22 protein-coding genes are annotated in these 19,926 nt (G+C 64.0%); 14 read left to right on the forward strand and 8 right to left on the reverse strand.

The annotated features are described in order from the left end of the window. Positions 1-108: 108 nt before the first annotated feature. Positions 109-1,620 (forward strand): anthranilate synthase component I, encoded by a 1,512-nt coding sequence (gene trpE / locus KBT70_RS13875; RefSeq protein WP_296634746.1) that lies wholly within the window; start codon positions 109-111, stop codon positions 1,618-1,620. A 96-nt stretch (positions 1,621-1,716) separates the two neighbouring features. Further along, positions 1,717-2,262, forward strand: coding sequence for a pseudouridine synthase (locus tag KBT70_RS13880; RefSeq protein ID WP_296634748.1), 546 nt, complete (start codon positions 1,717-1,719; stop codon positions 2,260-2,262). Between the two features lie 3 nt (positions 2,263-2,265). Here KBT70_RS13880 and KBT70_RS13885 read toward each other — a convergent pair whose 3' ends face one another. Continuing rightward, positions 2,266-3,708 (reverse strand): divergent polysaccharide deacteylase family protein, encoded by a 1,443-nt coding sequence (locus KBT70_RS13885; RefSeq protein WP_296634751.1) that lies wholly within the window; start codon positions 3,706-3,708, stop codon positions 2,266-2,268. A 159-nt stretch (positions 3,709-3,867) separates the two neighbouring features. On the opposite strand from KBT70_RS13885, the gene KBT70_RS13890 reads away from it, so the two are divergent. Genes KBT70_RS13890 through glp form a run of 5 tightly spaced genes read left to right on the forward strand, consistent with a single transcriptional unit; the run spans position 3,868 to position 7,925 of the window. After that, entirely contained in the window at positions 3,868-4,449 is a 582-nt protein-coding gene (locus KBT70_RS13890; protein WP_296634753.1) for an aminodeoxychorismate/anthranilate synthase component II, read from the forward strand. Beyond that, positions 4,446-5,468, forward strand: coding sequence for an anthranilate phosphoribosyltransferase (trpD, locus tag KBT70_RS13895; RefSeq protein WP_296634756.1), 1,023 nt, complete (start codon positions 4,446-4,448; stop codon positions 5,466-5,468). Before KBT70_RS13890 ends, trpD begins: the two co-directional genes overlap by 4 nt. Beyond that, a complete protein-coding gene (trpC, locus tag KBT70_RS13900; RefSeq protein WP_296634758.1) occupies positions 5,465-6,280 on the forward strand; it encodes an indole-3-glycerol phosphate synthase TrpC in 816 nt (271 codons plus the stop codon). Before trpD ends, trpC begins: the two co-directional genes overlap by 4 nt. Then, entirely contained in the window at positions 6,280-6,756 is a 477-nt protein-coding gene (gene moaC / locus KBT70_RS13905; RefSeq protein ID WP_296634761.1) for a cyclic pyranopterin monophosphate synthase MoaC, read from the forward strand. Before trpC ends, moaC begins: the two co-directional genes overlap by 1 nt. Then, the gene (glp, locus tag KBT70_RS13910) at positions 6,753-7,925 is read left to right on the forward strand and encodes a gephyrin-like molybdotransferase Glp (protein WP_296634763.1); all 1,173 of its coding nucleotides are present in this window, start codon (positions 6,753-6,755) and stop codon (positions 7,923-7,925) included. The genes moaC and glp overlap by 4 nt, the downstream gene beginning before the upstream one ends. Here the strand turns inward: glp and KBT70_RS13915 are convergent. Next, complete coding sequence (locus KBT70_RS13915) at positions 7,922-8,491, reverse strand: 5-formyltetrahydrofolate cyclo-ligase (RefSeq protein WP_296634766.1); 570 nt, start codon at positions 8,489-8,491, stop codon at positions 7,922-7,924. The two genes, glp and KBT70_RS13915, sit on opposite strands and share 4 nt — an antisense overlap. Continuing rightward, positions 8,488-9,879, reverse strand: a complete 1,392-nt coding sequence (mgtE, locus tag KBT70_RS13920) for a magnesium transporter (protein WP_296634768.1) — start codon at positions 9,877-9,879, stop codon at positions 8,488-8,490. The genes KBT70_RS13915 and mgtE overlap by 4 nt, the downstream gene beginning before the upstream one ends. 134 nt (positions 9,880-10,013) lie before the next feature. Here mgtE and guaD point away from each other — a divergent pair, with 134 nt between their 5' ends. Then, positions 10,014-11,297, forward strand: coding sequence for a guanine deaminase (gene guaD, locus KBT70_RS13925; RefSeq protein WP_296634772.1), 1,284 nt, complete (start codon positions 10,014-10,016; stop codon positions 11,295-11,297). Positions 11,298-11,371: 74 nt separating this feature from the next. Here guaD and KBT70_RS13930 read toward each other — a convergent pair whose 3' ends face one another. Together KBT70_RS13930 and KBT70_RS13935 are read right to left on the reverse strand one after the other, a co-directional pair. After that, the gene (locus KBT70_RS13930; protein WP_296634774.1) at positions 11,372-12,163 is read right to left on the reverse strand and encodes an inositol monophosphatase family protein; all 792 of its coding nucleotides are present in this window, start codon (positions 12,161-12,163) and stop codon (positions 11,372-11,374) included. 56 nt (positions 12,164-12,219) lie between these two features. Beyond that, positions 12,220-12,594 (reverse strand): helix-turn-helix transcriptional regulator, encoded by a 375-nt coding sequence (locus tag KBT70_RS13935; RefSeq protein WP_008282060.1) that lies wholly within the window; start codon positions 12,592-12,594, stop codon positions 12,220-12,222. Between the two features lie 313 nt (positions 12,595-12,907). On the opposite strand from KBT70_RS13935, the gene KBT70_RS13940 reads away from it, so the two are divergent. Beyond that, complete coding sequence (locus KBT70_RS13940) at positions 12,908-13,870, forward strand: NADPH:quinone oxidoreductase family protein (protein WP_296634777.1); 963 nt, start codon at positions 12,908-12,910, stop codon at positions 13,868-13,870. On the opposite strand, the gene KBT70_RS13945 is transcribed toward KBT70_RS13940, so the two are convergent. Further along, positions 13,857-14,729, reverse strand: coding sequence for a LysR family transcriptional regulator (locus KBT70_RS13945; RefSeq protein WP_296634780.1), 873 nt, complete (start codon positions 14,727-14,729; stop codon positions 13,857-13,859). The genes KBT70_RS13940 and KBT70_RS13945 overlap by 14 nt on opposite strands. A gap of 123 nt (positions 14,730-14,852) precedes the next feature. Here KBT70_RS13945 and KBT70_RS13950 point away from each other — a divergent pair, with 123 nt between their 5' ends. From KBT70_RS13950 to KBT70_RS13960, 3 genes are all read left to right on the forward strand, one after another. Beyond that, on the forward strand, positions 14,853-15,056 hold the full coding sequence (locus KBT70_RS13950) for a DUF1127 domain-containing protein (protein ID WP_296634785.1): 204 nt from the start codon (positions 14,853-14,855) through the stop codon (positions 15,054-15,056). Between the two features lie 205 nt (positions 15,057-15,261). Beyond that, a complete protein-coding gene (locus KBT70_RS13955) occupies positions 15,262-16,041 on the forward strand; it encodes a Bax inhibitor-1/YccA family protein (RefSeq protein ID WP_296634788.1) in 780 nt (259 codons plus the stop codon). Between the two features lie 155 nt (positions 16,042-16,196). Next, positions 16,197-16,382 carry a CTP synthetase gene (locus KBT70_RS13960; RefSeq protein ID WP_296634795.1) on the forward strand — a complete coding sequence of 62 codons (186 nt, stop codon included), beginning with the start codon at positions 16,197-16,199 and terminating at the stop codon, positions 16,380-16,382. A gap of 16 nt (positions 16,383-16,398) precedes the next feature. Here the strand turns inward: KBT70_RS13960 and KBT70_RS13965 are convergent, their stop codons facing one another. Beyond that, on the reverse strand, positions 16,399-17,154 hold the full coding sequence (locus tag KBT70_RS13965) for an alpha/beta fold hydrolase (RefSeq protein ID WP_296634800.1): 756 nt from the start codon (positions 17,152-17,154) through the stop codon (positions 16,399-16,401). A gap of 89 nt (positions 17,155-17,243) precedes the next feature. Between KBT70_RS13965 and KBT70_RS13970 the strand changes: the two genes are divergently transcribed. Continuing rightward, complete coding sequence (locus KBT70_RS13970) at positions 17,244-17,618, forward strand: hypothetical protein (protein ID WP_296634804.1); 375 nt, start codon at positions 17,244-17,246, stop codon at positions 17,616-17,618. Between the two features lie 80 nt (positions 17,619-17,698). On the opposite strand, the gene glyA is transcribed toward KBT70_RS13970, so the two are convergent. Next, on the reverse strand, positions 17,699-19,006 hold the full coding sequence (gene glyA / locus KBT70_RS13975) for a serine hydroxymethyltransferase (protein WP_296634807.1): 1,308 nt from the start codon (positions 19,004-19,006) through the stop codon (positions 17,699-17,701). A 170-nt stretch (positions 19,007-19,176) separates the two neighbouring features. On the opposite strand from glyA, the gene KBT70_RS13980 reads away from it, so the two are divergent. Further along, positions 19,177-19,926 (forward strand): NAD kinase (locus tag KBT70_RS13980; RefSeq protein ID WP_296634811.1); only part of this gene is annotated, 750 nt, incomplete at its 3' end.

The raw sequence follows: 19,926 nt of genomic DNA on the forward strand, positions 1-19,926 counted from the left end.
GGATCTCTTTCAGGTGCTGGCCAATGACATCCGCGCCCGCGCGGGCGTCGAACTCGATCAGGCGGCCCTCAACGCCGTGCATGCCAATTTCAACTGAGGACCGCGCAATTGGAACTGACCCCGTCGTTCGAGGATTTCGCCCGCGCCTATGAGGCGGGCGAAAATCAGGTGGTGCATGCGCGGCTTGCGGCCGATCTCGACACGCCCGTGTCGCTCATGCTCAAGCTGACAGAGGCGGCGCGCGATGCCTTCCTGCTCGAATCCGTGACGGGCGGCGAATTGCGCGGGCGCTATTCCATCATCGGCATGAAACCCGATGTCATCTGGGAGTGTCACGGCACCACCAGCCGCATCAACCGTCAGGCCCGGTTCGATCACGACGCCTTCGAGGATCAGCACGGCGATCCCTTGGCTAATCTGCGCGCCCTCATCGCCGAGAGCCGCATCGCCCTGCCCGAAGCCATGCCCGCCGCCAGTGCCGGGCTCTTTGGCTATCTGGGCTATGACATGATCCGGCTAGTTGAACACCTGCCCGATGTGAACCCAGATCCGCTTGGCCTGCCCGATGCCGTGATGCTCCGCCCTTCGGTGATTGCCGTTCTGGATGGCGTCAAGGGCGAGGTGACGGTCGTGGCCCCCGCTTGGGTCAGCAGCGGCCAATCGGCGCGCGCCGCCTATGCACAGGCCGCCGAGCGGGTGATGGACGCGGTCCGCGATCTCGAACGCGCCTTGCCGCAATCCAGCCGCAGACTTGGCGAAGCCCGCGAAGACGCGGCCCCGGTGTCGAACTTTACCCGCGAAGGCTACAAGGCCGCCGTCGAAAAGGCCAAGGACTACATCCGCGCAGGCGACATCTTTCAGGTCGTGCCCAGCCAACGCTGGACACAACCCTTCCGCCAGCCGCCCTTTTCCCTTTATCGCAGCCTGCGGCGCACCAACCCGTCGCCCTTCATGTTCTATTTCAACTTCGGCGGCTTTCAGGTGATCGGCGCAAGCCCCGAAATCCTCGTGCGCGTCTTCGGCCAAGAGGTGACGATCCGCCCCATCGCAGGCACCCGGCCCCGTGGCGCCACCCCCGAAGAGGATCGCGCGCTCGAGGCCGATCTTCTGGCCGACAAAAAGGAACTGGCCGAGCATCTGATGCTGCTTGATCTGGGCCGCAATGACGCTGGCCGCGTCTGCAAGATCGGCAGCGTCCATCCGACCGAGAAATTCATCATCGAGCGTTACAGCCACGTGATGCACATTGTCTCGAACGTCGTGGGCGAGTTGGCCGAGGATCAGGATGCGCTGAGCGCCCTTTTGGCCGGTCTGCCCGCAGGCACCGTGTCGGGCGCGCCCAAGGTCCGCGCGATGGAAATCATCGACGAGTTGGAACCCGAAAAACGCGGCGTCTATGGCGGCGGTGTCGGCTATTTCAGCTCAGGCGGCGATATGGATGTCTGCATCGCCCTGCGCACCGCCGTGGTCAAGGACGAGAACCTCTATATTCAGGCCGGCGGCGGCGTGGTTTACGACAGCGACCCCGAGGCGGAATATATGGAAACCGTCCATAAATCCAACGCCATCCGCCGTGCCGCCGCCGACGCCGCGCGCTTTGGTGGCGATACCAACGGCTGAGCTGACCGCTGTCGCGGTGCGGGACTGCCTCAGGGCCTGCGCCCCGGCTATAACTGAGACTTGCGGCGGACCTGCCCCTGAGGCATCTACAGGGGCATGGCCCGCCTCATCCTCTTCAACAAACCCTATGACGTGCTGTCGCAATTCACCGATCGCGGCAGCACCGATAGTCCCCGCGCCACGCTCTCGGATTTTATCGACGTGGCCCGCGTCTATCCCGCCGGGCGGCTCGACCGCGACAGCGAGGGGCTGCTTTTGCTGACCGATGATGGTCAACTTCAAGCACGCATCGCAAACCCCCGTTTCAAAATGGAAAAAACCTATTTCGCACAGGTCGAGGGTCTACCCGATGACGCGGCCCTCGCGGCGCTGCGTGCCGGTGTTACGCTCAACGATGGCCCGACGCGCCCCGCGCGGGTCGAACGGGCAGAGCCGCCAACCCTCTGGCCGCGCACGCCGCCAGTCCGCTTTCGCAAATCCGTGCCCGACTGCTGGCTGAAACTGACCATCTCAGAGGGGCGCAACCGCCAAGTGCGCCGCATGACCGCGCATATCGGCCACCCCACCCTGCGCCTCATCCGCTGGCGCATCGGGGATTGGACGCTGGATGGGATCGCGCCGGGGATGTGGCGCGACGCCTGAGGCTTACTCCGCCCGCAACACCGCCGACACGGGTGCCAGCGCCACGCTCGCCGCGCGGTCCTGCAACCCCCACAAAAGCAGCGCGCTGATCGTATCCGCCCGCAACCGGCCCAGCATGATCACACCGTCCTCTTGTTGATCAGCCCGCATCGCGGCCTGATCCAGAAATCGCCGGATCGCGGCGGCATTCTGCCCCTGCCCGTCGAAATCCCGGAACAGGCTGGCCGAGGGCACGCCCTCGCGCGCCATCAGCTTTTGCGCGGTGTTCAACCCGTTTGGATGCATCACCAACCCATGCCCACTCTCTTTCAGGATCGGGGCCAGTTGCGCCGTGGCCTCGCGGCTTGATTGCAGGCCGGTGCTCGTGCCTTCCAGCACCGCCACCGCCTGCGGCACCTCCGCGAACCACGCCTGCATCGCCACTTCGGCATCCTCAGGCCGTGCGCCCTCTGGCAGATCGGCCATCGCCAAGACCTCGAATCCAGCGGCGCGGTAGCGCTCCGCCGCCGCTGCCGCCCCGGACCAATCGACATCAACCGCGAAATTCAACGGGTAGGGAAAACTCTGGAGCGCCTCGATCCCGATCGGGCTCTGCCCGTCATCCATCAGGATGATCGCCATCAGCGGCTTGCCCTCGGGATTGTCAAACGCCACCTGATTGCGGGCAAGCGCCCCCGCCACCTCTGGGGCGACCTCAGGTTCCACAACTCTCTCCACCACCTCGGGCGCAGGAGCGCCAAGGCTGGGCAGGCGGTTGGTTGTCACCCCCTCGGCCCGGTTGCCGATGGTGCCCAGCGCAGGCAAGGTCTTGGGGGTGGCCTCTGCGTCAGCCTCGGGCACGGGTGCCGCCTCGGCCTGCGCCTCGGCTTCGGGCGACATATCCGTCACCCCCTCGGTGCCAGAGGCGTCTGGGATCAACACAGGTGCGGGCTCTTCCTCCGGGAAAATCGACCCGGCCTCTGCCCCTTCCGGCGCGCTCAGCCCCGCACTTTCTTCAGCCGCCGCCGGTGCGGGCGGCTGCGCAGGGTCGGTCGACACCGCCACGGCCCCCTCGCTCGACGGCACCACCGGCGGCGTGCCCTGCGGGCTTGGCAGCACCGGATCATCGCTCTCGACCGTCACACCGGCCCCCTCGACAGCCACTGTCGGAGCCTCGGCCAAGGCCGCCACGTCCCCCGTCTCGGGGGCTGCCGCCGGTGCAGTCTCGACCGCGCCGATCCCTGCACTGTCATCCGGCGCGGGCGGTGCCACCTGCGACACCCCCGCCACTTCGGGCGCGCGCTGAGCCGCGGGCAAATCCGCCTCCGCATCCTCGCGCCGCAGATCAAACCCCGATCCCGCCGGCACCTCGAGGCTGACCGCCTCGGGCGGCGCCTCGCCCGGTGCGCCGCTCAGCACCGACAGCGTGCCCAACGCCAGCCCCGAGACCAGCGTTCCCGTCATCATGCCTGCCAATACTCCGCGTGCCACTGCCATTGCCCCCGTATCTGCCTGTTTTGCCTGTTATCCGGCCTAGCGCCCCTTGACGGTGCCGCGCAAGACTGAACAAGTATACCGCGACCGGCCCCTTGGCCTCCAGCCCCCTTTGCATGAGGACAGGCGCGAATGCTGCTCTTGATCGATAACTATGACAGTTTCACCTATAATCTCGTCCATTACGTAGGCGAATTGGGTGCGCAAACCCGCGTCGTGCGCAACGATGCGCTCAACGTGCAAGAGGCGATGGCGATGCGCCCCGATGGCATTCTGCTCTCGCCCGGTCCCTGCGACCCGGATCAAGCGGGCATCTGCCTGCCGCTGACCCTCGCCGCCGCCGAGGCAGGCATCCCGCTTCTTGGCGTCTGTCTCGGACATCAGACCATCGGTCAGGCCTTTGGTGGCCGCGTCATCCGCCATTCCGAAATCGTGCATGGCAAGATGGGCCAGATCCATCATCAGGGCAAAGGCGTCTTTGCCGGTCTGCCCTCGCCCTTCGAGGCGACGCGCTATCACTCGCTGGTCGTGGAACGCTCCAGCCTGCCCGACTGTCTCGAGATCACGGCAGAGCTGGAGGATGGCACCATCATGGGCCTGCAACACCGCGACTTGCCGATCCAAGGCGTGCAGTTTCACCCCGAATCCATCGCCTCGCAGCATGGTCACGCCCTGCTCAAGAATTTCATCGACATGATGCAGGTTCCGGCATGAGCGACCGGCTCAAACCCTTGATCGGGGCCGCCGCCGACCGCCCTCTGACCCGCGCCGAGGCAGAAATCGCCTTTCAAATCCTCTTTGAAGGCGAGGCGACGCCCGCCCAGACCGGCGGATTACTTATGGCGCTGCGCACGCGCGGCGAAACGGTGGATGAATACGCCGCCGCCGCCGCCGTGATGCGCGCTAAATGCAACGCGGTGCGCGCCCCAGAGGGCGCGATGGACATCGTAGGCACCGGCGGCGATGGCAAGGGCACGCTCAACATCTCGACCGCCACCGCCTTTGTCGTGGCAGGCGCAGGCGTGCCGGTGGCGAAACATGGCAATCGCAACCTCTCGTCCAAATCCGGAGCGGCGGATGCGCTGACCGAAATGGGGATCAAGGTGATGGTGGGCGTGCCTGTGGTCGAACGCGCGCTGGCCGAGGTGGGCATCGCCTTCATGATGGCACCCATGCACCACCCGGCGATGGCGCATGTCGGCCCCGTGCGCACCGAATTGGGCACTCGAACCATCTTCAACATCCTCGGCCCCCTCACCAACCCCGCCGGCGTCAAACGCCAACTCACCGGGGCCTTCTCCCGCGACCTCATCCGCCCCATGGCCGAAACGCTGGGGCAATTGGGCTCGACCCGCGCCTGGCTCGTGCATGGCTCGGACGGCACCGACGAGATGACCATCACCGGCCTCTCCTGGGTCGCAGCCCTCGAAGAAGACGGCAGCATCCACGAGACCGAATTGCACCCCGAGGATTTCGGCTTGCCCGTGCATCCATTCGAGGCCATCTTGGGCGGCACCCCGGCGGAGAACGCCGCAGCCCTGCGCGCGCTGCTCGATGGGGCGCCCGGCGCTTACCGCGATGCCGTGCTGCTCAATGCCGCCGCGGCCCTGACCGTGGCCGGACATGCCAGCGACCTGCGCGAAGGCGTGGCCCAAGCCGCCGAGAGCATCGACAGCGGCGCGGCCCGCGCCAAGATCGCCGCCCTCGCGAAACTGACATCGGAGACCGTATGACCAGCCCGACCATTCTCGACAAGATCAAAGCCTACAAACTCGAGGAAATCGCCGCCGCCAAGGCAGCGCATCCCATGGCCGAGATGGAATCGCTGGCGCATGAGGCCTCGCCCGTGCGCCCCTTTTCCGACGCCCTGCTCAAGGCCGCCAAGACCGGCTATGGCCTCATCGCCGAAATCAAAAAGGCCAGCCCGTCCAAGGGCCTGATCCGCGCCGATTTTGATCCTGCCGCTCTGGCTCAGGCCTATCAGACGGGCGGTGCCACCTGTCTTTCGGTGCTGACCGACACACCCAGCTTTCAGGGCGCGCCTGAATTTCTCGGGCTCGCGCGCGACGCCTGCAAATTGCCCGTTTTGCGCAAGGATTTCATGTATGACCCCTATCAGGTGGCCGAGGCGCGCGCTTGGGGGGCCGATTGCATCCTGATCATCATGGCCAGCGTTTCGGACGCGCAGGCCACCGAACTGGAAGAGGCCGCAACGCATTGGGGCATGGATGTCTTGATCGAGGTTCACAACCGCGAAGAACTCGACCGCGCCGGCCGCCTCAAATCGCGGATGATCGGCATCAACAACCGTGATCTCAACACCTTTGAAACCTCGCTCGACACCACCCGCAAACTGTCCAAATTCGTGCCCCCCGAGCGGATGATCGTCTGCGAAAGCGGCCTTGCCACGCCCGAGGATCTGGCCGAGATGGCCCGCTACGGCGCGCGCAGCTTTCTCATCGGCGAAACCCTGATGCGCGCCGAGGATGTGGCCGAGGCGACCCGCGCCCTGCTTGCCAACCCCCTCACGCCGGGCGGATTCTGATGTCAGGGCTCAGCCATTTCGATGGCCAAGGCCATGCCCATATGGTCGATGTCTCGGACAAGGAAAGCACCGCGCGCGTGGCGATAGCCGAAGGCTACATCAAGATGGCCCGCGAAACCTTTGATATCATTGCCGAAGGTCGCGCGAAAAAGGGCGATGTTCTGGCCGTTGCCCGGCTTGCGGGCATCATGGCGGCCAAGCGCACGCCAGACCTCATCCCGCTTTGCCATCCGCTTGCGATCACCAAAGTCACCGTGGACCTGACCCTTGATCCTGACCTGCCCGGCGTCCGCATCGCCGCCACGGTCAAGACCACCGGCCAGACCGGCGTCGAGATGGAGGCGCTGACCGCCGCCTCCGTCACCGCCCTCACGGTCTATGACATGACCAAGGCCGTGGATAAGGCGATGGAAATCGGCGGCATCCGGGTTCTCTTGAAAGATGGTGGAAAATCAGGGCGGTATGAGGCGAAATGATCACCGTTGACGCGGCCCTCGCGCATCTTTTCACCCTCGTGCAACCGCTCGACATCGAAGAGGTGCCGCTCGCACAGGCCGCAGGCCGCATCCTTGCCCGCGACGTGGCCGCCCGCCGCGATCAGCCGCCTTTCGCCGCCTCTGCCATGGATGGCTATGCGGTCTGTGGGCCCGACGCGACCCCCGGTGCCACCCTCACGGTGATCGGCGAGGCTGCGGCAGGCCATGCCTATCCCGGCACCCTCGGTGCGGGCGAAGCGGTGCGCATCTTCACCGGCGCGCCCATCCCGCATGGGGCCTCCCGCGTGATCATCCAAGAGGATGTGACCCGCGACGCCGACCGCATCACCCTTGGTCAAAATCTCGACCGCAAGGATCATATCCGCCCCTTTGGCTGCGACTTTCGCGAGGGTCAGACGATCACTGCCCCGCGCCAGTTGCGCCCCGCCGATATTGCCCTTCTCGCCTCGATGAACGTGGCCTTCGTGCCGGTGCGCCGCAAACCGCAGGTGGCGCTCATGTCCACCGGCGACGAATTGGTCATGCCCGGAGAGGCCCCCGGCCCCGACCAGATCATCGCCTCCAACACCTTTGGCCTCAAGGCGCTCTTTGACGCCATGGGGGCAGAGGCGCGCATCCTGCCTATTGCCCGCGATACTGTGGCCTCGCTCACCGCCGGTTTTGCGTTGGCGCGCGGCGCCGATCTGATCGTCACAATCGGCGGGGCTTCGGTGGGCGATCATGATCTCGTCGGTCGCGTGGCGGGCGATCTCGGCATGGAACGCGCCTTCTACAAGGTTGCCATGCGCCCCGGCAAACCGCTGATGGCCGGGCGCATGAATGGCGCGGCCATGGTCGGCCTACCGGGCAATCCGGTCTCGGCCATGGTGTGCGGCCATGTTTTTGTAGCCCCCATGATCAACGCCATGCTGGGTCTGGGCACATCGCCTGCGCCGCGCCTGCGCGCACCGCTGGCCATTGCCATGCCCCCGAACGGTCCGCGCGAACATTACATGCGCGCGGCCCTCACGCCCGACGGGCTCCACCCCGAGGACAAACAGGACAGCTCGCTTCTCAGCATCCTCGCCAATGCCCAAGCTCTGATGGTGCGCCCGGTCAATGATCCCGCGCGCGCGGCGGGCGAGATGATGGACTATCTCCCGCTTTAATCCCGCCCCCCGAAGGTGATGACCTCAACCTCTGTTACCACCATATCAAGCGGCTGATCGGTCGGCTCAAGCGGCAATTCCGCCGCCTCCTGCACACCATAAGCAAAGCCAATCGCCATCGTCCCACGCCGCGCGCGCAGCATCTCGAGCGTGCGGTCATAAAACCCGCCGCCATAGCCCAGCCGCCCGCCCCACCGGTCAAAGGCTACCAGCGGCACGATCAGGATTTCCGGCTCAAAAAAATCGTCCACCTCCGGCACCATCGCGCCAAACGGCCCCTCGCGCAGCGCGCATCCCGATGCCCAGCGCGAGAAATCGAGCGGTAGCCCCGCCCCGCGAATGACCGGCACGCCCACCGGCCCATGCGCCGCCGCCTCTTCCATCGCGGGCAGCGGATCAATCTCGGACCGGATTGGCATATAGCCCGCCAGCGGCACACCGCGATAGCCCGCCAGCACCCCGGACAAGAGCGCCGCCGCCCCCGGCCCCCGCGCACGGTGCGCCTCGGCGCGGCGTGCAAAAGCCGCCTTGCGCGCTGCGGCCTTCACCTCGCTCAGATCGGTCATATCAGAAACACCGTCGCCAACCCCAGAAACGCGAAAAAACCCACCACATCCGTCACCGTGGTGACAAAGGTGCCAGAGCCCAGCGCCGGATCGACGCCCATCCGGTCCATGATCACCGGAATAGCCGCCCCCGCCAGCCCGGCAACGACCAGATTGATCACCATCGCGGCACCAATGACATAGCCCAGTTCCGGCCCGCCAAACCACACTACCCCGACCGCGCCCATCACCAGCGCGAAAATCAACCCGTTGATCAACCCCACCAGCGTTTCGCGCCTGAGCACCCGCCAGACATTCGCGCCGGTCAGGTCCTTGGTCGCGAGCGCCCGCACCGCCACCGTCAGGCTCTGCGTGCCGGCATTGCCCCCCATCGAGGCGACAATCGGCATCAAGACCGCCAGCGCCACCAGTTGCGCAATCGCCAATTCGAACTGCGCAATCACCAACGAGGCGAGAATTGCCGTGCCAAGATTGACCGCGAGCCAGGGCACCCGCTGCTTGGAGGTCTCGATCACAGAATCGTTGATCCCGCCCTCGCCCACACCGGCCAGACGCATGATATCCTCTTCATGCTCTTCATCCAGCACCGCCATCGCGTCGTCGATGGTGATGACCCCCACCAGACGGCCATCCTCATCCACAACGGGGGCCGAAATCAGGTGATACTGGTTGAACATATAGGCCACGTCGCCGTCATAGCGCGTGACCGGAATGGTGTGGAATGTCTCCTCCATGATCTCCCTGAGCGGTGTATCCCGGCGCGAGGCCATGATCCGCCCCAGCGTGACATTTCCCACCGGATGCAGGCGCGGATCGACCAGCACGATATGATAGAACTGCTCCGGCAATTCTTGGGCATTGCGCATGTAATCAATGGCATCGCCCACCAGCCAATGCTCGGGGGCCATCACCACTTCGCGCTGCATCAGGCGCCCGGCGGAATATTCCGGATAGGTCAGCGATTGCTCGACCGCTGCCCGGTCGCTGTCCTCGAGAACGCTTAGGATCGCTTCTTGCTGCTGATCCTCCAGGTCCTCGACCAGATCGACCACGTCGTCGGAATCAAGCTCGCGCACAGCATCGGCCAGAACCTGCGGCGTCAAGAGGCCGATCACCTCTTCGCGGATCGAGTCGTCGAGTTCCGACAGGATATCGCCATCAAACTCCTGCCCGTAGAGCTCGATCAACCGCCGCCGGTCATAGGCGTTGCTCTGCTCCAGAAGGTCGGCGATGTCGGCCGCATGCAGCGGCTCCATCTCGGCCCAGAGCATGTCGCGGTTCTGCGTCTCGACCGCATACATGATCCGCGCAATCAGGGAACGCGTCAGTGGCGTGTAATCCTCGTCCTGTTCCGCCTCGGGGGCCAGATCGTCTTCGTGTTCTGCCATGTTACCCCCTGTGTTCACCGTTGGCGCAGGATTAAAGAAGCGGTTTGCGGAAAACAATCACAATGGGCCGATTTACCCCGAACCTGTGGCCCCTTATCCTGTGACCTGCGCAATCCTTCGCCCAAGGGGGGCAAATGTCAGCGATCACCCTGCTCACCGGCCAGATTCTCGCCTTCGACCACTCTCCGTTCGCGGGCGATCCTCTGGGGGCCGCCCGCCTGCACGAGGCGCTCTTGATCGAAAATGGCCGGATTATCGCGCTTGGCACCGCGCGCGACCTGCGCGCGCAGGCCCCACAGGCGCGCGTGACCGACATGGGCAAACACCTGATCACCGCCGGGTTTGTCGATGCCCATGTGCATTACCCGCAGACCGCGATCATCGCCAGTTGGGGCAAACGCCTGATCGAGTGGCTCAATACCTATACATTCCCCGAGGAAATGCGCTTTGCCGATCCTGCCTATGCGGCAGAAATCGCCACCCGCTATCTCGATCTCATGCTCGCCCATGGCACAACCACCTGCGCCAGCTACGCCACCATCCACCCCGCCAGCGTGACCGCGTTTTTCGAGGCGGCGCAGGCGCGGGGCCTGCGCGCCGTGGCGGGTAAGACCTGCATGGACCGCAACGCGCCCGATGGCCTACGAGACACCGCGCAATCGGCCTATGACGACAGCAAGTCGCTGCTCAACTGCTGGCACGGGGTGGACCGGCTCTCTTATGCCATCACGCCGCGGTTTTCGCCCACCTCAACGCCCGATCAACTCGCGGCCCTCGGCGCGCTCTGGTCAGAATACCCCGAATGCCTGATGCAAACCCACCTGTCAGAGCAGGTGGACGAGGTGGCATGGGTCAAATCCCTTTATCCTGCGGCACGCGACTATCTCGACACCTACGAATCCCACGGCCTCTTGGGCGCGCGCGGGCTTTACGGCCATGCCATCCACCTTGAGACACGCGAGCGCGACCGCCTGCGCGAGGTGGGCGCGGCCCTCATCCATTGCCCCACCTCCAACACCTTCATCGGATCGGGCCTCTTCAACCTCGCCGCGCGCATGGCCGAGGGTCAGCGCATCGGCCTTGCCACCGACACCGGCGGCGGGTCGTCCTTTTCCATGTTGCGCACCATGGCCGCCGCCTATGAAATCGGGCAATTGACCGGCACAGCGCTGCACCCCGCCCAGCTTCTCTGGCTCGCCACGGCGGGGTCAGCAGAGGCGCTGCATATGGGCGCACAAATCGGCAATATCGCACCGGGGATGGAGGCCGACCTTGTCGCCCTCAATCTCGCCTCAACCCCGGCCATCGCCCAACGCAGCGCGCGCGCGGCGGATATATGGGAGGCGCTCTTTCCCACGATCATGATGGGCGACGACCGCGCCATCGCAGGGGTTTGGGTGGCGGGCAAGGCAATATAAGTGGGCGGCAAGGGTCCAGCGCCAGCACCCAGCCGCGCGGAGTGATTGGGGCAAATGTCAGCAATAGCCCTCCGTCAAACCACCTTCGACAAGATCTCCAGCGCCGCCTCATGCTGCGCGCGCCCGGCGGCGGCAATCACCCGCCCGCCCTGATGTGCCGGACCGCCCTGCCAGTCGGTGACAATGCCGCCCGCCGCCTCGATCACGGCAATCGGCGCCTGAATGTCATAGGCCGCCAGACCGGCCTCGATCACCAGATCGACATGCCCCGCCGCAACGAGGGAATAGGCATAACAATCAAGCCCATAGCGCGTCAACTTCGCGCGCCCTGCCACCTCGGCAAAGCCTGCCGCCTCAGCCGGGCTGCCCAATTCCGGGAAGGTGGTAAAGACTATCGCCTCGGATAATGCCCGCGCGCCCATGACCCGCAAATCCCGTGCGCCCATAGGCCCGCTCATCCGCGCCGCGCCCCAGCCGCCTTCGAACCGCTCGCCAATATAGGGCTGGTCGATGATCCCATAGAGGGAGCCGGTCTCATCGGAAACGGCGATCAACACGCCCCAAGTGGGCGAACCCGACATGAACGCCCGCGTCCCGTCGATCGGGTCCAACACCCAAGTCAGACCGCTGGTGCCCGCAACGGCCCCATATTCCTCGCCCAAGATTCCATCTTGTGGACGCAACCGCGCCAGAACCGCGCGCATGGCGCGTTCCGTGGCACGGTCGCCTTCTGTCACCGGATCAAACCGCCCCTCGGGCAGCTTGTTATCCGCCGTCAGCCCGGCACTCCGGAAAAACGGCAAGACAGCCACGCGGGCGGCATCGGCCACCGCATGGGCTGTCCTGACAATATCATCCCTGTCCATTCCGGCCCGCCTCTCCTACTGCCTGCGCAGTTGGATAGACCCAAGGCCGGCCCGGCTCAAGCCACCTCGCTCAAAACCCGCGCAAGGTCGAACAAACGCCGACGCTGGTTTTCGGGGATCGCATAATACGAGCGCACCAGATCCAGCGCTTCCTTGTCGCCCATCAGGTCGGCACGTGCCGGATCGCTCTTTTCGCGCTCCACACCGCCCTCCTGATCCAGCCCTTCAAAGAAAAAGCTGATCTCGACGTCCAGAGATTCGGCAATATCCCAAAGCCGCGACGCGCTTACACGGTTCGCACCTGTCTCGTATTTCTGAATCTGCTGAAATTTGATTCCAACACTTTCGGCCAGCTGCTGCTGGGTCATTCCCACCAGCCAGCGGCGGTGCCGAATGCGTTTGCCAACGTGCACATCAACGGGGTGCGGCATATAATGTTCCTTCTTACCTACTCTGAGAATTACCGTAATTCGACCACCCGAAACACCCGTTCCGGACCCGACGCCACGCATCCCAGCAGCGCGTGCCGGACCCTACCAAGATGGCGTTAAAATTCAAGAAATATCGCTATCCGTTTGCGCTACCTATCCCAATGAAACACAATCTATGCGGGCACCTACCCTTTTGGATAGGGTATTTTCCCGCTTTTTCCGCTTGGCTGCCCTCAGTTTGACAGGGCGAATCGAATTCGTCTAACCACAACCCCAGCATTATCCCGCAACGCCAGAATCACAAGGGTCCAACATGCGCGCCTATCACCTGCCCGCCAAGGGGGCCGAGCCAATTCTGACCGACCTGCCCCGCCCGACCCCCGGTCCCGGCGAACTCTGCCTGCGCATCGCGGCCTGCGGGCTCAACTTTGCGGATCTGCTGATGATCAATGGGGCCTATCAGGACACGCCAGAGCCGCCCTTTACCCTTGGAATGGAGGTGGCAGGCACGGTTGACGCCCTTGGCCCCGGCACCGATGGCCCCGCCCCCGGCACCCGTATCGCGGTCTTTGGCGGTCAGGGCGGGCTTGCGGACTATGGCTGTTTTCCCGCCGCCCGCGCCGTGCCCCTGCCCGACACCATGACCTTTGCCGAGGCAGCGGCCTTTCAGGTGGCCTATGGCACCAGCCATGTGGCGCTGGATCACAAGGCGCGGCTGCAACCGGGGGAAACCCTGCTGGTTCTGGGGGCCGCCGGGGGCGTGGGCCTCACCGCCGTGGAAATCGGAAAGCACATGGGGGCGCGCGTTGTCGCCTGCGCGCGCGGCGCCGATAAACTTGCCGTGGCCCAACAGGCCGGGGCCGATCACCTGATCGACGCCGCGACCGAAAACATCCGCGACACCTGCCGCGCCTTGGGCGGGGTCGATGTGGTCTATGATCCGGTCGGCGGCGATCAATTCACCGCCGCTATGCGCGCCTGCAACCCCGAGGCGCGCATCCTGACCATCGGCTTTGCCTCTGGCGAGGTGCCGCAAATCCCCGCCAATCACCTGCTGGTCAAGAATATCAGCGTGATGGGCCTCTATTGGGGCGGCTATCTCAAGTTCCGCCCCGAGGTGGTGACGAACAGCATGTCCACCCTCTTTGGCTGGTATGCGGCAGGGCACCTGCGCCCGCATGTCTCGCACCTGCTTCCCCTCGAACAGGCAGCAGAGGCGCTCGAACTGCTGCGCACGCGCAAATCCACCGGCAAGGTCGTCGTCACGCTGGAATAGGCACCGGCGGCGTCAGCGCGCCAAACCCCTGCCGCAACATGCGCATCAAGGCGGCGCGTACTTCGTCGCGCCCGGCGTTGCCGTAGAGGTTGATCTTCTGCACGCCCAGATGGGGCAACGCCCCACCGGGCGTGATCGCCTCCAGATGCGGCGGAATACTGCTCTCAAGCAGCGCACCGACCGCAAGATCGGCGCTCACCAGCGCCTCGACGGCGCGGTCATCCTCGGAATCGACCGCCAACTCCCAATCCACCCCCGCCGCATCCAGCTTGCGCAGCACGATGGGCCGGAAAATGCACTGGCGGCAAAACGCCAACCGCAGCGGGCGACGCTTCCACGATACGCCCCCCTGCGCGCCGGTCCAGCGCAGGTGCATCTCGGTCAACGTCTCACCGCCCTCGCCCACGCCTTCCTCGGTGGTCAGGATCACATCCACCTCACCGCGCGCCATGGCCTCGCGCAGCCGCAGCGTGCTCGAGGACCGCAGGTTGACCTTGACCCTCGGAAAGGCAGCGTTGAACTGCTTGAGCACGCGCGGCACCACCGGATAAACGATGTCATGCGGCACGCCGAGCGCCAATTCCCCCTCAAAGGTTTCCTCGGTCAGCCGCCCCACCACCTCGTCATTGAGATCGAGCATGCGGCGCGCATAGCCCACCAATTGCTCCCCCGGCGCGGTCAGCGACACCCGCCGGTTCGCCCGCTCGAGGAGCGTGAGGTCGAGCATATCCTCGAGCCGCTTGATCTGCATCGAGACCGCCGATTGCGTGAGGTTCAACGCCGTCGCGGCACGGGTCACGCCGCCATGATCGGCCACCGCCACCAGCGAGCGTAACGTGGTGATGTCGAGGTTTCGCATGTATCACAGTCCTTGATGATGAATCGGTCAAACATTCATTTTTAAAATTGAACGAACTCGGGCAAAAGATCAACATCCGAAATGCGAACCCTTCGCCACATCACCAAAGGGAAAGGAAAGACCATGACCGTCCAAGCCCAAAGCTCTGCCCTCCGCACCGTCCTGCGCGCCCCGCGCATCTCGGAGATGCTGGCAGTCTGGGCGCAGCGCCGCGCCCTCTACCGGCTCGACGATGCCGCCCTCCAGGATCTCGGTCTGACCCGCGAGGCGGCGCTGCGCGAGGCGAGCCGCCCCTTCTGGGACCTGCCCCGTCGGCTGCATTGCTAGGTGAATCTGCCGTAAATTCAGCAGGTTTCACCCTATCGCAATGCCACCTGCGACCCCAAAAGTCGCGGCGGCCCCCTGCCACAGACGCCGCCGCGCAGAAAACCTATCGAAAACAGTCATGAACGCTTGAAATCTTGGCCATGCCTCCCGATATTACTGGCAATGTCCCATGAACGGGACCGCCATTCACATATCGGAGGGTTACATGGCAGAGTTTAACACGATCCGGACGGCGACGGGCACACGCACCGCCCAGATTGACGCGGGCCTGCGCGCGCACATGAACAAGGTCTACGGCACGATGTCCGTGGGCATGCTCATCACGGCGCTTGCGGCATGGGCCATCGCGGGGCTTGCCGTGACAACCGATCCGTCGGCCGCCGCCGCACAACTGCCCAACGGCAAGCTGCTGTCGGGCCTTGGTGCCGCACTCTATCTCTCGCCGCTCAAATGGGTGGTGATGCTGGCCCCGCTCGCATTCATCTTCCTCGGCTGGGGCGCGCTTCTGCGTCGTGGCTCCGCTGCCGCCGTGCAGCTTGGCTTCTTCGCCTTCGCAGCACTCATCGGTATCTCGATGAGCTCGATCTTCCTGATGTTCACCAGCTTCTCGATCGTGCAGACCTTTATCGTGACCGCCATCGCCTTCGCGGGTCTCTCGCTCTTTGGCTACACCACGAAAAAGGACATCTCGGGCTGGGGTTCGTTCCTCATCATGGGTGTGATCGGTCTCATCGTCGTGATGGTGATCAACATCTTCCTGCAGAGCCCGGCTATCATGTTCGCCATCTCGGCCATCGGCCTTCTGATCTTCGCAGGCCTCACCGCCTTCCACACGCAAGAGATCAAGAACACCTACGTCGCCCACGCGGCACATGGCGATCAGGAGTGGCTGGACAAATCCGCCTATGACGGCGCGCTCAGCCTCTACATCAGCTTCCTCAACATGTTCCAGTTCCTGCTGATGTTCATGGGGCAACAGGAATAACAGCGGCCCCATCCGCAACGAAAAAAAGAACCCGCCGGAGCATCCTCCGGCGGGTTTTTTCATGGCTCACGGCTATCCCTGACTCAGATCAAGGCGCGGCGCGCCACTCACCGCTAAACTTCAAAGGGAAAGCAACTAGATAGAAAGCGTCTGCCATGCTGCGCCTGAGCCTGATCCTGCATCTCTTCATCGGCTCCACCCTCTCTGGCTCTGCGGTCATCGCCGCCCTCGTGATGGGACAGGATACGCTCCGACCCATCCTGATCGCTGCCCTTCTGGGATTTATCGCGGCGTTCCCAGTGTCTTATATCGTGGCCAAGAAGCTCTACGACCTGCGCTAACGCCCGGCGTCATCGCTCACCCCAGCCAGGTCCGCACCGCCGCTTCGAACTCTCGCGGCTTCTCGGCATGGAGCCAATGGCCCGCACCGGGGATCTTGGCAAATTGCGCGGCAGGGAACAGCGCCTTGATCCGGTCGCGGTGCTCGCGCGTCACATAGGCCGACTCCGCCCCGGTGAGGAACATCACCTTCCCCTCATAAACCCCTGAAATGTCGGGAAAGCTCAGGATTTTCGGCATCTCACGCGCCAGCGTGTCCAGATTCAGCAACCACCGCTTTTCCGCCACATCCAACGCCTGAAGGAAAAACGGCACCAGCGCCGGATTATCCACCGTGGCCTGCAATTGCGCCGCCGCGTCCGAGCGCCGCTCGACGGCTCTCAGATCAACCGCCTGCATCGCCTTGATATATTGCAACTGGCTGTGCCCATAGGTCACGGGCGCAATATCCGCCACGATCAACCGATTGACCAACTCAGGCCGCGTCAGCGCCAGAACCATCGCCGCCTTGCCGCCCATCGAATGGCCCAGCACGTCATAGGGACCCGTGAGGCTCTCGATCACCTCCGCCAGATCACCCGCCATATCGGCGTAGGAATGTGTATCAAACCAAGGGCTTGCGCCATGATTGCGCATGTCCACCGCGACCACGTGGCGACTGTCCGACAGCCGCTTGGCAATCACACCCCAATTGCGCGCCGAGCCATAGAGCCCGTGCACAATCACCAATCCCGGCCGCTCGGTCGGCGTGCCATGTTCGATCCGGTTCAACATAGCCTCTCATACCGTCCCCTTACCCACGATTCCAGCCCTATTGCCGCGCCGCGCCACAGCCGGTAAACTGCCTCAAGAGGGATTTCCAAGTGATTGATACCGAAGAGTTTCAGGGCAGGATCGCAGGGCTGCAACAGGCCCTCACAGATCGCATGCACCTGCGCGGTGCCACGCTCGAGCGGCAATTGCGTCGTGCCGGGCGCCGCTTGCCCCGCCGCCAACGCCGGGCGGCGGACATCATCCTCGGCGCTCAGGATTGGATGGCCCATGCCAAACTCGCGCGGGTGCTCGACACCTCGCAGGTCAACCGCGCCTTTGCCGATCTGCACGCCTATCTCGACACGCTCAACCCGCAAGAGGCCCGCAAGACCGCGCTCCTGCGCCTCGCCGGGGGGATCGTGCTCAATCTGATGCTGTTGGCAGGGCTCATCTACGCCCTTATCCGCTGGCAGGGCTCGGTTTAACAGCGCCCCACACGGCCCTGAAAACAAAATAAAACCCTGCGCAAGCGATGGCTCGCGCAGGGCGCTCTATGGAACCGAATTCAGAGATTCGGATAGATCGGGAACCGCTTGCACAGCGCCTCGACCTCGGCCTTCACCTTGGCCTCGACCGCAGCATTGCCCTCGGCGCCATTCGCCGCCAGCCCATCGACCACCTCGATGATCCAATCCGCGATCTGCCGGAATTCCGCCTCGCCAAACCCGCGCGTCGTCCCCGCAGGAGAGCCGAGCCGGATACCGCTGGTCACGGTCGGCTTTTCCGGGTCAAACGGCACGCCGTTCTTGTTGCAGGTGATATGCGCCCGCCCCAGTGCCTTCTCGGTGTCATTGCCCTTCACGCCCTTGGGGCGCAGGTCCACCAGCAAGACATGCGTGTCGGTGCCATGCGTGACCGTGTCCAGACCGCCCTTGATCAACTGGTCGCTCAGCGCCTGCGCGTTGCGGATCACCTGTTGAATATACGACTTGAATTCGGGGCGCAGCGCCTCGCCAAAGGCGACAGCTTTGGCCGCGATCACATGCATCAGCGGTCCACCCTGAATACCGGGGAAAATCGCCGAGTTGAATTTCTTGGCTAGCCCCTCGTCATTGGTCAGGATCATGCCACCGCGCGGCCCGCGCAGCGTCTTATGCGTCGTGGTCGTGGCCACATGGGCATGCGGGAACGGGCTCGGATGCTCTTTCGCGGCCACCAGACCAGCAAAATGTGCCATATCCACAAGCAGATAGGCGCCAACACTGTCGGCAATCTCGCGCATCCGGGCAAAATTGATCTGGCGCGGAATGGCCGATCCGCCCGCGATGATCAGCTTGGGCTGATGCTCGGTCGCCAGCGCCTGCACCTGATCGTAGTCAATCAGGTTGTCCTGCTTGCGCACCCCGTATTGAATGGCGTTGAACCATTTGCCCGACTGGTTCGGTGCCGCCCCATGCGTCAGGTGCCCGCCCGCATCAAGGCTCATGCCAAGGATCGTATCACCCGGCTGCAAGAGGGCGGTGAACACGCCCTGATTGGCCTGAGAGCCGGAATTCGGCTGGACGTTGGCATAGCTGCATCCAAACAGCGCACAGGCCCGCTCGATCGCCAGATTTTCCGCAATATCAACATATTGGCAGCCGCCATAATAACGCTTGCCGGGATATCCTTCGGCGTATTTGTTGGTCATCACGCTGCCCTGCGCTTCCATCACGGCGGCAGACACGATGTTCTCGGACGCAATCAGCTCGATCTCGTCGCGCTGCCGACCCAGCTCCGAGCGGATCGCGCCAAAGAGGTCAGGATCGCGCGACGCGAGGGATTCGGTGAAAAAACCTTGATCTGCAACAGGCTGGTGTCCGTCATGGGGCATTGGGGCAACTCCAAAGATTGGTGAATTGGTCATTTTCCTAAAGGAAACTCGTCCGGTTTGAAAGAATGTAAAGCGACGATTTCATCTGTAACTCCGGCATGGCTGGTCTTGGCAGGGGAATTGTGGTTCGATCCGCCCCAGAGCATCGCCTTTTGGAAACAGGATCGCCCATGCACCGCAAGATCGCCTTTGTCGCCAGCGATGCCCCCATCGCCCAGACCGCGCGCGCCACCCTTGCCAGCCGCTTTGGTCATGCGCCCGAGGATCAGGCGGATGTCATCGTGGCGCTTGGCGGCGACGGCTTCATGCTGCACACGCTCCACCGCACTCAGGCGCTCGATATTCCCGTCTATGGGATGAATCGCGGCACCGTCGGCTTTTTGATGAATGAATACAGCGAAACTGACCTGCTCGACCGCCTCATTGCCGCCGAGGAAGAGGTGATCAACCCGCTCGCCATGCGCGCCGAATCCCTCGACGGCACCCTGCACGAGGCGCTGGCGATCAACGAGGTCTCGCTCCTGCGCGCAGGCCCTCAGGCGGCCAAGCTGCGCATCACCATTGACGGGCGCCTGCGTCTGGAGGAGCTCGTTTGCGACGGCGCGCTCGTCGCCACCCCGGCCGGGTCTACCGCCTATAACTACAGCGCGCATGGCCCGATCCTGCCCATCGGCTCGGATGTGCTGGCACTGACGGCGGTGGCGGCTTTCCGCCCTCGCCGCTGGCGCGGCGCGCTCTTGCCCAAGACCGCCGTGGTGCGCTTCGATGTGGTCGATCCCGACAGGCGCCCGGTCATGGCTGACGCCGACAGCCGCTGGGTTGAAAACGTGATCTGGGTCGAAATCCGCTCGGAAAACCGCATCAAGCACCGCATCCTGTTCGATCCCGGCCACGGGCTAGAGGAGCGTCTGCTACGCGAG

Origin of the sequence: Roseovarius sp. (assembly GCF_018066915.1) — a bacterium.
In the GTDB taxonomy this organism is placed as follows: domain Bacteria; phylum Pseudomonadota; class Alphaproteobacteria; order Rhodobacterales; family Rhodobacteraceae; genus Roseovarius.